16 protein-coding genes and 1 other annotated feature are annotated in these 13,233 nt (G+C 42.7%); of the genes, 12 read left to right on the top strand and 4 right to left on the bottom strand.

Annotation, left to right across the window (positions count from 1 at the left end):
* Positions 1-250 precede the first annotated feature (250 nt).
* The 3 genes from QNI08_RS04130 to QNI08_RS04120 all read left to right on the top strand — a co-directional run bounded on the left by QNI08_RS04130 (position 251) and on the right by QNI08_RS04120 (position 2,722).
* Positions 251-1,078 (top strand): sulfurtransferase, encoded by an 828-nt coding sequence (locus QNI08_RS04130; protein WP_285766163.1) that lies wholly within the window; start codon positions 251-253, stop codon positions 1,076-1,078.
* Between the two features lie 85 nt (positions 1,079-1,163).
* Positions 1,164-2,039, top strand: coding sequence for a 5'-3' exonuclease (locus tag QNI08_RS04125; protein ID WP_285766162.1), 876 nt, complete (start codon positions 1,164-1,166; stop codon positions 2,037-2,039).
* Between the two features lie 389 nt (positions 2,040-2,428).
* Entirely contained in the window at positions 2,429-2,722 is a 294-nt protein-coding gene (locus QNI08_RS04120; protein ID WP_285766161.1) for a DUF6123 family protein, read from the top strand.
* Between the two features lie 44 nt (positions 2,723-2,766).
* Here the strand turns inward: QNI08_RS04120 and QNI08_RS04115 are convergent, their stop codons facing one another.
* Both QNI08_RS04115 and QNI08_RS04110 read right to left on the bottom strand, forming a co-directional pair.
* Positions 2,767-3,678: a DMT family transporter gene (locus QNI08_RS04115; RefSeq protein ID WP_285766160.1), complete on the bottom strand. Its 912-nt coding sequence runs from the start codon at positions 3,676-3,678 to the stop codon at positions 2,767-2,769.
* A complete protein-coding gene (locus QNI08_RS04110) occupies positions 3,662-4,075 on the bottom strand; it encodes a reverse transcriptase-like protein (RefSeq protein ID WP_285766159.1) in 414 nt (137 codons plus the stop codon). The genes QNI08_RS04115 and QNI08_RS04110 overlap by 17 nt, the downstream gene beginning before the upstream one ends.
* Before the next feature lie 213 nt (positions 4,076-4,288).
* Here QNI08_RS04110 and QNI08_RS04105 point away from each other — a divergent pair, with 213 nt between their 5' ends.
* From QNI08_RS04105 to QNI08_RS04095, 3 genes are all read left to right on the top strand, one after another.
* Positions 4,289-4,969, top strand: coding sequence for a reverse transcriptase-like protein (locus QNI08_RS04105; RefSeq protein WP_285766158.1), 681 nt, complete (start codon positions 4,289-4,291; stop codon positions 4,967-4,969).
* On the top strand, positions 4,966-5,151 hold the full coding sequence (locus QNI08_RS04100) for a zinc-finger domain-containing protein (protein ID WP_285766157.1): 186 nt from the start codon (positions 4,966-4,968) through the stop codon (positions 5,149-5,151). The genes QNI08_RS04105 and QNI08_RS04100 overlap by 4 nt, the downstream gene beginning before the upstream one ends.
* An 84-nt stretch (positions 5,152-5,235) precedes the next feature.
* Positions 5,236-6,225 (top strand): HD-GYP domain-containing protein, encoded by a 990-nt coding sequence (locus QNI08_RS04095; RefSeq protein ID WP_285766156.1) that lies wholly within the window; start codon positions 5,236-5,238, stop codon positions 6,223-6,225.
* Positions 6,226-6,238: 13 nt separating this feature from the next.
* Here QNI08_RS04095 and QNI08_RS04090 read toward each other — a convergent pair whose 3' ends face one another.
* Positions 6,239-6,703, bottom strand: a complete 465-nt coding sequence (locus QNI08_RS04090) for an RrF2 family transcriptional regulator (protein ID WP_285766155.1) — start codon at positions 6,701-6,703, stop codon at positions 6,239-6,241.
* 170 nt (positions 6,704-6,873) lie between these two features.
* On the opposite strand from QNI08_RS04090, the gene hmpA reads away from it, so the two are divergent.
* The 4 genes from hmpA (at position 6,874) to QNI08_RS04070 (ending at position 11,319) form a co-directional block, all read left to right on the top strand.
* Positions 6,874-8,082 carry an NO-inducible flavohemoprotein gene (hmpA, locus tag QNI08_RS04085; RefSeq protein ID WP_285766154.1) on the top strand — a complete coding sequence of 403 codons (1,209 nt, stop codon included), beginning with the start codon at positions 6,874-6,876 and terminating at the stop codon, positions 8,080-8,082.
* Between the two features lie 63 nt (positions 8,083-8,145).
* Positions 8,146-8,362: a binding site (T-box leader), on the top strand.
* 57 nt (positions 8,363-8,419) lie between these two features.
* Positions 8,420-9,508, top strand: coding sequence for a glutamate 5-kinase (gene proB, locus QNI08_RS04080; protein ID WP_285766153.1), 1,089 nt, complete (start codon positions 8,420-8,422; stop codon positions 9,506-9,508).
* Positions 9,509-9,547: 39 nt separating this feature from the next.
* Positions 9,548-10,795 (top strand): glutamate-5-semialdehyde dehydrogenase, encoded by a 1,248-nt coding sequence (locus QNI08_RS04075; RefSeq protein ID WP_285766152.1) that lies wholly within the window; start codon positions 9,548-9,550, stop codon positions 10,793-10,795.
* 80 nt (positions 10,796-10,875) lie between these two features.
* Entirely contained in the window at positions 10,876-11,319 is a 444-nt protein-coding gene (locus QNI08_RS04070; protein ID WP_285766151.1) for a general stress protein, read from the top strand.
* Positions 11,320-11,436: 117 nt separating this feature from the next.
* On the opposite strand, the gene QNI08_RS04065 is transcribed toward QNI08_RS04070, so the two are convergent.
* Positions 11,437-11,883: a DUF5392 family protein gene (locus QNI08_RS04065; RefSeq protein ID WP_285766150.1), complete on the bottom strand. Its 447-nt coding sequence runs from the start codon at positions 11,881-11,883 to the stop codon at positions 11,437-11,439.
* Between the two features lie 493 nt (positions 11,884-12,376).
* Here QNI08_RS04065 and QNI08_RS04060 point away from each other — a divergent pair, with 493 nt between their 5' ends.
* A complete protein-coding gene (locus tag QNI08_RS04060) occupies positions 12,377-12,757 on the top strand; it encodes a hypothetical protein (RefSeq protein ID WP_285766149.1) in 381 nt (126 codons plus the stop codon).
* Positions 12,747-13,223 (top strand): endolytic transglycosylase MltG, encoded by a 477-nt coding sequence (locus QNI08_RS04055; protein WP_285766148.1) that lies wholly within the window; start codon positions 12,747-12,749, stop codon positions 13,221-13,223. The genes QNI08_RS04060 and QNI08_RS04055 overlap by 11 nt, the downstream gene beginning before the upstream one ends.
* Positions 13,224-13,233 lie beyond the last annotated feature (10 nt).

Here is a 13,233-nt window from a genome sequence, read left to right as displayed (position 1 = left end):
CTGTCGGCAGCCATCCTTTTAATGCAACAAAGGTTCTTCCAGTTTCTAATTATGACAGATTATGGAATAAATAAATCCGGAAAACAGCGTTGGTTGTAACCATAAACGGAGGAATGGAAAGTAGGATGCCGCTGACGAGGCGAAAATAATCCTAAAGCATTAGAGGGAAAATCAGCTTCCATAAAGAATGAAACAATGAAGCACTCTGAATGGAAGTGAAGGGGACGTTTTTAATTAGGAGGAGTTGTAGATGAGTTTGCTGATCAATAAAGAAGAATTATTGCCCTTGTTGACATCCAATGATATAAGGATTTGTGACTGTCGATTTAGGCTAGGCTCTCCTGACGCAGGGCAAAGGGAATTTAACGAAGACCATATTCCTGGCGCCGTTTATTTCGATCTCGAGAAGGACTTATCTGGAAAGGTTCAGGTACATGGCGGGAGGCACCCGCTTCCGGACTTAACGGCTTTTAAGGGTAGATTGGAAGCATACGGAATTACGAATGATACGGTACTTGTGGCTTATGACGGTGGAGAGGGGTCTTTTGCTTCCCGGTTCGTCTGGCTGCTGGGTTATCTAGGCCATCGAAAGGTCCATGTGCTTGACGGGGGATATACTGCCTGGAAGGAGGCAGGTTACCCGATTGATGCTGCGCATTCATATTATCCAGCAGCAAAGTACCATATCGAAATAAATGCTTCCGTTTTTGCCTCTTATCAGGAAGTGAAGCAATTTACATTGAAAAAACCGAATAATATCGTTTTGGTCGATTCGAGGGAACCGAAACGATTTCTGGGGATAGAGGAGCCAATCGATAAAAAAGCAGGTCATATTCCTGGTGCAGTCAACAAGCTATGGACGAAGGCGCTCGATGATGGACATTTCAAAACAAAGGAAGAACTAATGAATAATTTCAGCGACATCGACAGTGATAAGGAAATTATTGTCTACTGTGGTTCTGGAGTTACGGCTTCTCCCAATTATGTTGCCTTGAAGGAGGCAGGTTATGAACAAGTCAAGGTGTATATTGGGAGCTTTAGTGACTGGATTTCCTACGATGGTAATCCAGTTGATTGAGTGATTTTCCAACTAAACGCTGCTAGATAAAGTGGACAGGTATGATAAAATGAATGTACATCATGATAGAGGTGATAATGTGTTAATGAAAGAAAATGAGCAGCAACATTCCTTCATGCTTGTTGATGGAATGGCGCTCCTATTCAGGGCTTTTTATGCAACGGCCGTTACAGGCCAATTCATGATCAATTCAAAAGGAATGCCGACAAACGCGGTTCAAGGCTTTTTAAAGCACATGCTGACAGCCGTGAATCAATTTTCACCCAGTCATATGGCAGTTTGCTGGGATATGGGAAGCAAGACGTTCCGTAATGAATTATTCGATGGATACAAGGCCAACCGTTCCGAAGCTCCAGTCGAAATGCTCCCGCAATTCGATTTGGCGAAAAAGGCAGTAGAAGCGTTTGATATTCCAAATATAGGATTATCTGGGTATGAGGCGGATGACTGTATTGGAACCATTGCAAAAGCATCCGCCAAGCACAGCCAAGTAAGTATATTGACAGGCGACCAGGACATGCTCCAATTAATAGAAGACAACATTTCCGTTGTTTTATTGAAGAAAGGCTACGGTAATTATGAGGTCCATAATCCCGATAGCTTTTATGAATGGAAAGGGATCACACCAAGGCAAATGATTGATTTAAAAGCGCTAATGGGCGATACTGCTGATAATTATCCCGGAGTGAAGGGCATTGGTGAGAAAACAGCGCTAAAATTATTGATTCAGTATCAAAGTATCGAAGGGATTCTTGAAAATGTCACTTCTTTGACCAACACGCAGCGGGCCAAGATTGAATCTGCCGTTGATATGCTCCATCTTTCGAGAAAGCTTGCTGAAATAAAATGTGACGTACCGATTTCATGTTCTTTGGACGAGGCAGTATACCGCTATGACCGTGAGAAAGTGCAAACCCTTGCCAGGGATCACGAATTCAGGGCATTACTGAGAATGATTTAAACCCGATACAATGGGGCTTCCTTATGGAGGCTCCTCTTTGAATTATGGTCGATTCGGCTTTATAAGCCCCCCTGTGATGCCTTAGAGAAACTTTGGTTATAACCCAAGCGGGTCTTTCCTTGAGTCAAGGTGGGCGCACAGACAGATCGTCCGCTAAGGAGTGCCTGTAGGGGCAAGTAACGGTAAAATTACAGCCTCCATAACGCATGCCATGAAGTTTACTCCTACGTTTTCACCAAGAGTGGATGGTCAATCAACATATCCAATTTTCAGCAGATTTGTCTCAGTCGGGGAGCTTCCTAACGGATGTTCCTACCATTATACATTGAATTTTTTGTCGAAAAATGGATAGTCAAATTCTTATATTTACGGTAATATGAAAATAAGGCATGAATTTTGGAGTGGATGCAGAAGTGATGAGATCGACTGAGGAGTATGTTCGTTTTTTGGAAGGAAAGGGGTTCACTTTTGGCAATGATGCCATTGGCTTTATTTATTTTGGCAAGCGTTATACGGATGCCAGTGATATCCTGGTCAATGCTGCGATAGAGTTGACTTTAAAGGCCCAGAAGAATTTTGACGGCAGCTTTTATATTTCATTTTTGGAAAATTTGAAACAAAACGGCATTGAAACTCGTAGTGGAGCGATATCTTTCGCAATGGAACAGGGACTGTTAAAATAAATCGGACTTCCTTCAAGCAGAAGTCCGATTTATTTTATGTAGTGTCAGGAAATATCCTGGGATATCTTCATTTTCCTCCGCCTTGACGGCAGCTCAGCGAGTATCATTCCCAAGAAAATGAGAGCACAGCCGATAAGGGAAGACAAAGTCAATTTTTCCCCTATCAAGATGTAGGAGGATAACGCTGCAAAGACAGGTTCCATCGAAAAGATCAGTGCGACCCTTGTCGGTGTCGTATAGGCCTGAAAAAAGGTTTGGGCAAAGAAAGCGAATGCGGTGGCAAGAGCTGCTGTCACCAATAAAGCAGTCCAAACGTCTTTCTGCAGCATGACTGATGGCCTGAAGATGACGGAATGATCTTCATTGAAAATGAAGGCTGACGAAAAGGATAATAATGAAACTGTTGAAAGCTGGATCAGCGTCAACGGTAAAGCAGGCATGCTTTTGGCGTACCTGGCTGTAGTGATGATTTGCATCGCAAAACTTATTGCGCATAAAAATACCAGTAAATCACCGATATTCATGGTCGATCGGTCAGCGAAGGTCATCAAGTAAAGCCCGACAGTTGCGGAACCGACACCTATTATGGTTGGACGGGAAAGCTTATGCTTTAAAAGGAGAAGCGAAAATACTGGGACCATGATGACACTTAACCCTGTTATGAAGCCTGTCTTCGCAGGAGTCGTGTAATTTAACCCGACCGTTTGAAACCCATACCCCAGAAAAAGCCAAACCCCAATATGAATTCCAGCTAATAATAGACCTTTATCGCCTGTTTTTTGCCTTTGTTTTACGGTACACCAATATGGGATGAGCAAGAATAAGAAGGCCAAGGAAAAACGGACGGCATTAAATGTGAACGGCTCAAGAAAAGATAGGGCGTTTTGAACCATGACAAACGTGACTCCCCAGATGAATACAACGAATAAGAGTGAAAGATCAGCAGTCTTGGTCATGTGCACCCTCAATCCGATTCAAGCGAATGGCCCGTCTAGCCAACTCATCGGCGGATTTATTTTCCATACTAGGAATCCATTTCATGAAAAATAACTCAAGATTGGCAGAAAGCTCAAGCGCCCGTTCAAGTAAAAGGGCATACTTTTTTTTGGCAAATTCCTTTTCAATGGCCTGGTTGATGGCTTGCGAATCCGTTCGAAAAGAAACGACACCATATTTTTTGGCAACACAAATTTCCAATGCCTTAATCAAAGCATGATATTCTGCTTCGTGGTTCTCCATGATTCCTAGCGGAATGGAATGACGCTCGATGACGCCGTTATTATTTATGAAGACACCGGCGCCGCTTGGCCCCGGGTTGCCTGCGCTGGCACCATCGATATATACTTCTATCATGCTGTTTTTCCTCCCTCTGCAGCAGCTATCGCCATTGGATTTAGTGAATGTAAAAAATAAGATTGAAACAGAGAATTTCAGGCTAATATGGGGATTATAATAGTACGAATGTATAAACTCCACTACATTATATTATAAATGATATACGAAAAACAGATATGAATATTATACGACTGTACTTAGGACATTGAGATGATAAGGAGCTGGAAATCATTGAAGGTTATTATGCAATGGACCTATCATGCCTCCAAAAAGCCATCTGCCGTTTTCGTATCGGATTGGCTTGAAGCCGGCACTGCACTGGTCATAACAGAAGACCTTGAAAAAGCAGGCAGGCTGAAGGAGGTCGAATACAAGGATGAATTCGATACAGCATGGACGAAGAAGGAGTTAAAGAAACTCTTGACGGAAGTGGAAGAAGAACCGCAAGATGTGACGGTTTTTTTTGATGGCGGACATCAAAAACAAGAAGGCCTCGCTGGAATCGGAGTTGCGATATACTTTCGCCAAGGCAAAAAATCCTGGCGTTTACGCTCCAATCTAAAATTGGAGCAATTGGATTCCAATAATGAAGCGGAATATGCTGCGTTTCATGAAGCACTCAGGCAACTTGATGAACTTGGGGTCCATCACCAAAGCTGTGTATTCAAAGGGGATTCGTTGGTTGTATTGAATCAACTTTCAGGAGATTGGCCATGTATGGAAGAAAACCTGAATAAATGGCTGGACCGCATTGAAGCAAAGCTTGATAAATTAAAGATCATTCCTGTATATAAGCCAATCGCGCGAAAGGATAATCAAGAAGCCGATCGACTGGCAACCCTTGCTCTCGAGGGAAAGGACATTTTCAGCAAATCAGAAATTGCAGGGTCAAAGGAGCCATATCAACAATGAATAGGAAAAAAATATATGAGGAAGTTGAAGACGTTCTCACTTCTTTCTGCCAAGATTGCTTTTTGCGGAAACATTTCCGGAAAGAAAAGGGGCGCTCTTACGCCCATAAGTTCTGTATTTCCGAATGTACCGTTGGTGAAAAGCTAAAGGAGTTGGGCAACGAACTTAAAGGCCAGTTGTAAGCCTTTAAAAGTAAGGCAAAATATTCTGCAAGTTCACCAAGGGTGTGGTATTATAAGTAAAAAATAGAGAAAAGTGTGAGGACATTGAAAAATAGAAAAGGGAAGCTGAATAACAAAGCGTTTCCGCCTCTTACCATTCCTGAAATTGATATCATGATGGCACAATTGGAGAATGGCGAAGATTGCCGATCGTCCTATAGCGAATATCAAGCATTGCCAAATGTGGATATCAATAAAAAAATTAGCGAAGCCTGCTTTCAAATGAAAGACCTTTTGCAAGATATTCGCAACAATGGATATATGCAGCTTGAAGTGCTCCAGACAATCCAAATGGATATTGCACCTGTCATTCTGGAATCTGCCAAAAATCCTGATATCCATTATCTGTTCGAGCAATTGAAAGCGGGCAGTGAATACACTTACAGCCATAATATTGGTGTTGGAATCATTGCCACTTACATTGGGAGGCAGCTTGGATTTTCCCAAAAAAATCTTTCAGCCCTGACTTTGGCCGCCACCTTGCATGATGTAGGTAAAACAAAAATTCCTGAGAGTATATTGGAAAAATGGGGGAAATTGACAGCTGCCGAGTATGAGGAAATGAAGCGCCATACGATCTATGGGTATGAATTGCTTAAAGATATTCCTGGGTTGCCTCCGTCGGTTGCATTATCAGCCCTTCAGCATCATGAAAGGGAAAATGGGAAGGGGTATCCATTAAAACTGGAGGGAAATGATATTCATCCTCATGCGAAAATCGTGGCTATAGCCGATGTATTCCATGCCATGTCATCCAACCGTGTATATCATCAAGCGATGCCATTTCATAAGGTGATTGAGCAAATGAACCGTGATATGTTCGATAAATTCAACCCGGAAATCCTGCTTGGGTTTGTAACTCAGTTGACGTCGACCTTGGTAGGGAAAGAGGTCCTGCTGACCAATCAGCAAACGGGGAAGATCATCATGATCAATCCATACGATCCGCTTAAAGTTTTGCTGAATACGGAAACAGGGATCGTAGACTTGAGAATGGAAGAGGGTTGCAGCATCGAACGGATTATTGGGTCATGAAAAAAGAGACCGATCATAAAGAATCGGTCCCTTCGTCGTGTTGTTTAACAGAATTGAAATAGGCTTTGAGCATCACTTTATTTTCGATGAAGTCTTCGATCGTATATTGATCAAGGACTTTCAGGAAAGCATCCAAAGCATCATTAAGGACAAATTTCAATGAACAAGCAGGAGAAATGATGCAATTGTCGTGATCCTTAAAACATTCCACCAAATAAAAATCCTCTTCGGTTTTTCTTACAATTTCCCCGACGTTTATTGCAGCAGGCGATTTTGCCAGGCGAAAACCGCCATTTCTCCCGCGTATCGTCTCGATATATCCTAATTTACCTAGATTATGAACGATCTTCATCAAATGATTTTTCGATAGCTGATAAACTTCTGAAATCTCTTTTATATTCGATAATTTGCTTTGGTCGTGGGAAGCCAGGTAAATCAACACTCTAAGTGAGTAATCGGAATAACTCGTCAACCTCATGTCTATCGCCTCACATTCTATCCCCATTTGACTATATCATAAATGTGAACAATTTATAAACATTAAACGATAGCAACTTAAAAGATGTATATTATATATTGCTTTTAAGATCGTTTCGTTCTACTATAAACATGTATTCAAAATACTTGTTTATGAAAAGGGGTTTATATATGCTATCCCAGAAAACAATCGAAATTATAAAATCTACAGTGCCGGTACTGGAGGTACATGGTACAACCATCACAACTTTATTCTACAAAAATCTTTTTGAAGCTCATCCTGAATTGTTGAATATTTTTAATCATGCCAACCAGAAAAAAGGGCGGCAGCAAAATGCACTAGCCAACACAGTTTTGGCAGCTGCGAAAAATATAGACCAACTCGAAACGATATTGCCGGTGGTGAAACAAATTGCGCAGAAACATAGAAGCCTTGCCGTTAAGCCAGAGCATTACCCAATCGTCGGGGAATTTTTATTGGCTGCAATCAAGGAAGTATTGCAGGAAGCAGCTACTGAGGAAATTCTCCAGGCATGGGGGGAAGCTTATGGAGTCATTGCAGGAGTTTTCACTAGCATCGAAAAGGATATGTACGACCAAGCTTCGGTACAGGAAGGGGGCTGGACAGACTTTAAATCTTTCACGGTGGTCAAAAAAGTACCGGAAAGCGATGTCATTACATCATTTTATTTAAAGCCGGCAGATGGTGCTGGAATCCCAGCCTTCCTGCCTGGTCAATATGTAACCGTCCGGATCGCCATACCTGGTGAACGCTTTCTATTCAATCGGCAATATAGTTTATCGGATGCGGCTGGAAAAGACTGCTTCCGGATTTCTGTCAAAAAAGAACGTCCGGGGACCTCTCCGGACGGCAGGGTGTCTAACTTCCTGCATGATTCGATCCAGGTGGGGAACAGCCTTGAATTGACCGCTCCTGCAGGTGATTTCACCATCGACCTGGAAAAAAGGACACCTGTCATCTTCTTGGCCGGCGGCGTCGGGATCACTCCTTTCATGAGCATGGTCCATGCAGTTGCCGATCAAATGCCCGAACGTGAAATCCACTTCTTGCATGCAACCGATAATGGCAAAATGCAGCCGTTCAGAAGCGAACTGACGGACCTAGCACAGAAGCTTATTAACTATCAATTATCGTTCGTGTTTAAAAATCCGGATGACGAGGATAAGCAGCTGCAACATTTTGTGAAGGAAGGATACATGGATAAGGAACTATTGAGCTCCCATCTAATGCCTGAAGCGGACTATTATATTTGCGGGCCTGTTCCTTTCATGAAAGCGATCATCACTTGCCTGAAGGAGTTAGGGGTTAACCCTGATCGGATTCACTATGAGTTCTTCGGTCCTGCCATGGCGCTTTAAGAACTTCCTGATGCAAGGAATGTTGTTGACATCAAGAAGATAATTTTGCATACTATATTAAAACCATGAACGTTGAGAGAAGATTAGTATGCGATACATGACTGTGACAGAGAGCGGCGTCATTTGCTGGAAGACCCGCGACAGGAAAGCGCAGAACCTGCTTCTTGAGTCCTATGCAACACATAGGCGCAAACCCTGGCGTTATCAGGCAAAGTGGAATGCATGAAACTTGCATTCAATGAAGGTGGTACCACGGAGAGCAGCCCTTTTCGTCCTTATTTTGAGGATGAAAAGGGCTTTTTTTCATGGTTAAGATATTTACTGGAGGACAGAATCGATGGAAAAGAAACGCATCGTAGTTAAGATAGGTAGTAGTTCTTTAACCAACTCACAAGGTGAAATCGACCAAAGCAAATTTTCCGATCATATTCAGGCAGTGGCGGCTTTAAGGAAAGCCGGACATGAAGTGGTCCTTGTTTCATCAGGTGCTGTAGCTACTGGATTTCGTAAGCTCGGATATCCGACAAGACCCGTTACGCTCAAAGGGAAGCAAGCGGCAGCGGCCGTGGGGCAAAGCTTGCTGATTCAGTCGTATATGGAACAGCTGGGGCAGTTTGGTATCGTGCCGGCACAGATTTTGTTGACCCGCAAAGATTTTTCGAAAAAAGACCGATACAAAAACGCTTATGCAACATTAATGGAATTGCTTGAACGCGGCATCCTTCCGATCATCAATGAAAATGATACAGTATCTGTCGAAGAGCTGACTTTCGGTGATAATGATATGCTCTCCGCTTTAGTGAGCGGCTTGGTCCACGCCAACCACTTGATCATTTTAACCGATATCAATGGTCTCTATGATGCCAATCCACATACTAATCCGGAGGCTAAACGGTTCGATAAGCTTTCCGAAGTGACGGAAGACTTATTGCAGATGGCAAAAGGCGCCGGCTCCAATGTAGGTACGGGGGGAATGAAGTCGAAACTGATTGCAGCCCAGACAGCACTTTCACTTGGGGTGAAAACATTCATCGGATCTGGAGAGGGTAGGGAAAAACTCCTCACGATCCTTGAGGGCAGAGGGGACGGCACATACATCGGAAATGATGTGTTGACGACCGTAACGAAAAACAAGCAATGGATCTCCCTTCATTCACAGGTTTCCGGAAAAATCTTCGTTGATGAAGGCGCCGAACGTGCCTTGGTTTCGAATGGCAGCAGTCTATTGCCTGCAGGGATTTATGAAATAAAAGGCGTTTTTAACAAGGGTGACGTCGTCGAAGTATTTGGTGCTAACGGATTATTGGGCCGCGGTGAGGTCCTTTATTCCGATGAGGAATTAAAACAGGCCATGGGCAAGCGTACAACCGAGCTAGTGATTACATCCATCGAGGTCATCCACCGTGATAAATGGGTGAAGGCATAGTTTAAAAACCAATCTGAAGCAGGAGAAGGGGGCAATTGAATGAGTGAAGTGATGGCGAAAGGAAAGGCAGCGAAAGCGGCCAGTTATCATCTAATCGGTTTGACAACGGAAAAGAAAAATGAGGCACTCGAGAAAATAGCAGAGCAGTTAGTAAACGATAAAGAAAGTTTATTGATTGAAAACCAAAAAGATCTTGAGGAAGGCCGTAAAAAAGGCTTGAATGAATCAATTTTAGATCGAATCATGTTAAATGGTGCACGAATTGATAGTATGGCTGCCGCAATCAGGCTGTTAATTGAATTGAAAGATCCTATTGGCGAAACATTGGAGACGATCAAAAAAGAAAACGGTTTATTGATTAAAAAGCTGCGCGTGCCAATCGGTGTGATTGGGATGATTTATGAAGCAAGGCCGAACGTGACCATCGATGCTGCCACTTTATCATTGAAAACGGGTAATGCCGTCCTATTAAGGGGAAGCTCTTCCGCGAGGCATTCCAATATGGCTTTGGTTTCCTCCATCCATAGGGCCCTGGCGAAAACGGAGGTTCCTGTGGGAGCTGTACAGCTGATCGAGGATACGAGCCGTGAAACTGCAAAGGAGCTTTTCCATCTTCATGAGTATTTAGATGTCTTGATTCCCCGGGGCGGTAAGAATTTAATCGAAACGGTCATTAAGGAATCCACTGTTCCCGTCCTTGAAACAGGAGCAGGCAATTGCCATATTTTCATCGACGAGACCGCAGATATCGCCATGGTCGAGAGGGTTGTTTTAAACGGTAAAACACAGCGTCCATCCGTATGCAATGCAATCGAAAGCCTTCTTATACATGAAAAATGGTTTGAAGAAAATGGGGGACGCTTACTGACGCTTCTCGATGAAGCTGGCATTGAAATATTTGGCGATGATGAGGTTTGCCTAGCCTTTCCGAAAGCGCAAGCTGCTACGGAGGAAGATTGGTCAAATGAATATTTAGCCTTAAAAATCAGTGTGAAAATTGTGGGAGAAGCTCCCGAAGCCATCGAACACATCAACCGCTACGGTACGAAACATTCTGAAGCGATTCTCACAAAAGATGAACATACTGCTTCCTTATTTTTAAATAAAGTGGATGCGGCAGCAGTTTATCATAATGCCTCCACCCGCTTTACCGACGGATTTGAATTCGGTTACGGTGCAGAAATCGGCATTTCAACACAAAAACTTCATGCGCGTGGACCCATGGGCTTGACCGCCATGACATCAAGCAAGTATTTCATATATGGACAGGGTCAAATCCGGGAGTGAAATGCATTTTTTGCTTGAAAGGTTAGGATTGCTCAATTAGGGGTATTGTATAGTACATTACTTTTAAAGGAGCAGATACCATGGACAAGAGGTTTATAGCAATATATGAAAATGAATTGGATGCGACTTCAGCAGTCGAGAATTTAAAGCAGCAAGGATACACTTCCGATCAAATCTCTATCATAGCCAAAAATATTGACAAATTGCCGGATGAAGCCGAGGAAGTCAGCCCAACAAGGACTGATGGCTTAGTCGCAGGCGCAGCAGCAGGCGGGGCTGTCGGATTGACGGGTCTGGTGATAGGAATGAGTGCATTGGCTGTACCGGGAATAGGACCGATCCTGGCTGCGGGTCCGATATTCGCTACATTTGGCGGAGCTGCAGCTGGGGCAGCCTCAGGAGCAGGCGGCTTAAGGAAGCCATTATTGGATATGGGATTAGAGGAAACGGAAGTCGATCAATATGTGGAAGATATCAAAGCAGGCAAAATCCTTGTGATTGCCGATCCCGTTTTAAGTGAATGACTATAAGTGAAAAGCCCCCTTGTCCGTTCATGAGGGGGCTTAAGTTTGTCTATGTGACCATTTAAAGCGAATGCCTGAAGACCCCTTCTGATGTTGATGAAGGGGTCTTAGCCTTTATTATTCTTGATTGAAGGACCGTTCCTTCCGTTGCTGTTCCTCCGCTAGGAATTCAAAAAACACATTCATGGCAAAAAGCGGCTCGTCATTCATCTTTTTATAGTAATTACTTTTCCTAACATCCGTTACATAACGGCTTTTCTTCATCCTCTCCAGCATATAATTCCGGCTCAGTTTCGCGATTTCTTTTTGGTTGTGCTTATTTTCTTTTAATAGAGCGAAACCGATCGCTCCAATCAATGAATAGAGGCCTAGTGCTATATTGGAAATCGATAATGTTTCATTATTGAATAAAAGGAAAAAAAGATTGATCACGGAAAAACCGATCATTACAGTCGATAAAATGCCGTATCTCATATTTTTCTTCAACAGAGGAGATAGGCTTGCCTGAAGCTGTTCGATTTCTGACTGCATGAAACGGGGTATATTCGTTAATTTAATATTCATGTTATAGTTTCCTCCTTATAATCCTGCATGCATCCTACAAGCGAATGACATGGCGATATTTTTACCTATTATATGAATCAGGCAAAGGAATCTTATATCTATATCTTATCGCTTTAAACCGTATTTGTCATGTTAATCTACTTCTTGAGGTTGCCTGGATGGATATAAATAAGAATGACTTGAGATGGGAAAATAATCGGGAGGGCCCATGATATTTCTTACAACTATTTAAGAGAGCTTCAACTGGCTTCAAAATACATCCTCGACTCTTCTCTATTAAAAGTGATTCATTTATGGTAAAATGGTCCTTAAATGGAAGCCTTAGCTTCCGTTATATCAAGGGTGAACTGGGAGTGATGGTCAAATTGCGCCTTTTTTTTACATAAACGCGTGACTATTGTGGTATTTTGTTCTTTTAAATCGAGTTTTGAAACAAATCAATATATAATGAGAAAGCGAGACAATAGATACAAAGATTAAGGAGGGACATAGAATGATGGAATGGGCTCTTGTCATTTTGTTTGGTGCAGCAGTTTTACTGTTCATTTTATCGTTTAGTAAAAAGGATTCTGTAAAAGTGGACGAACAAATGGAGCAGCTTGCCAGCTCATTTGGAGATGAAATGAATGTATTACAAGAAAAAATCAGGAACATCGAGATAGATGCAGAAATAACGGCACAAGAGGCAGGCGTTCTTGCTCTGTCTTCGGGAAAACGGACCTTATTGCGTGAAGTGCTTGATTTACATAAGCGGGGCTATTCAACTGAAAGCATTGCATTGAAAACAAAACATCCAGAGAATGAGATTGAAAACTTGCTTACTCCTTACATAAAAGCGAAGAATGAAAGGAGGACCGTTGCCAATGACATCTAAATCATTGCGCAGTTTTGCGAGCGGCCTCATTGTTGCTGCCGGTCTGTGCGGAGCAGTATACTTCTTTGGCCCAGGGGAAGCTACGGGCACTTCGGAGAAACTTTCTGAAGATGAAATGAAAGATTCCCTCACGAGCAAAGGGTATGTCATTCATTCAGAAAAAGAATGGGAAGATCAGATTGCTGAAGCGGAATCCATTAAAGAACAGATGGATGCGGCAAAAGCGGCAGAAACAGAAAAAGAATCGAAGGAAAAAATCGTTTACCGCACAGTCCTGCGTGTGTCTAAAGGTTCGACAAGCATCGATGTCGGGAAAGACCTTCAAAAAGCAAAAGTCATTAAAAATGCTAATGCATTTTCTAAAGAGGTTGAAAAGAAAGGCAAGGCCAACGGTTTACGCCCTGGAACATATGAGGTGGACAGTGAGATGACGACAGAAAAAATCATCTCCATCATATTTAAATAACAAGGATTAA

This window comes from Peribacillus folii (assembly GCF_030271255.1).
In the GTDB taxonomy this organism is placed as follows: domain Bacteria; phylum Bacillota; class Bacilli; order Bacillales; family DSM-1321; genus Peribacillus.
Note: the sequence above shows the minus strand (reverse complement) of the source record. Positions and strands in the feature narration are given on the sequence as shown.